The organism is uncultured Vibrio sp. (assembly GCF_947488985.1).
GTDB lineage: Bacteria > Pseudomonadota > Gammaproteobacteria > Enterobacterales > Vibrionaceae > Vibrio.
The window spans coordinates 1-895 of sequence record NZ_CANLBV010000245.1; the positions used below are offsets into that span (position 1 = coordinate 1).

Sequence of the window (895 nt, forward strand, 5' to 3'; positions counted from 1 at the left end):
TTATCGGACATCAGCACCGAAGTGACCGACACCACGACCTCAACCAGCACCACGCGAGGCGAAGTGGTGGAGGGCATTGATATGATGGTCAATACCAACGTGAAAGACGATTTCGTGTGGATACGTACCGCAGGCAAACTCACTAAAATTGCAGGCGATGCAACGGAAACCATCAACGAAGCGACGTTGCGCTTTATTTCTACGCGTCAGGCGGATTTGGTGTTTGCGAATAAGTTGCGATACGGGCAAACCGTGGTGATTGGCTCAGTAAAACAACAAACCTCTACGGCCAATAAAACCGCCAGCTTTGGTCTGGACATTTTAGGGGGGCAAGCCAGTGTCGAAGACACGGTTGAAACCTTGGTGCTATTAACGCCAAGGAGAGTGAAATAATGGCTTTGACCGATCAATTCTTCGCACCCACACACATCGTCACGCGAGCGCTCTCGCGCTGGGCGTTAATGAAGCAATACCCAAGTCGCTACTCGCTGACGGTACAAAAAGACGGATGGGTCACGCGTTATACCAGCAGTGAGCCAAGCGTTGCACTGGCGCAGGCATGGCTTGAAGTGTTAGCGCCGGATGTGGAGCAGTGGGTGCTCATGGACAGCCATGAGGATGGTGTGTTTTTTATGTTGGTGCGTCATGGTGTCGTGCGTGAAGCACGTTACCTAACGTTAGAGGACATCAACCCGCTCAAGCTTCAATTAAGCGACACCGTGTTTATGACCGATGCGATGAAGCAAGGTTTATCGGATGATACCTTGCTTCAAGGGGTTGGCGTCATCGAGCACGTTCAGGGGTTAACCCCTGAGCAGACCGCCCCTTATGCGCTGAAATCCCATCGTCCTCTTATCGGCGCGGTCAGCGCAGTCGTGGTGCTACTGACGGGCTT

General features: G+C 52.5%; 2 pseudogenes. Both read left to right on the top strand.

Annotated elements, in window-relative coordinates:
* Positions 1-393, top strand: a pseudogene (locus Q1A70_RS20150) (type II and III secretion system protein); the annotation flags it as partial.
* Positions 393-895, top strand: a pseudogene (locus Q1A70_RS20155) (hypothetical protein); the annotation flags it as partial. The pseudogenes Q1A70_RS20150 and Q1A70_RS20155, both read left to right, overlap by 1 nt.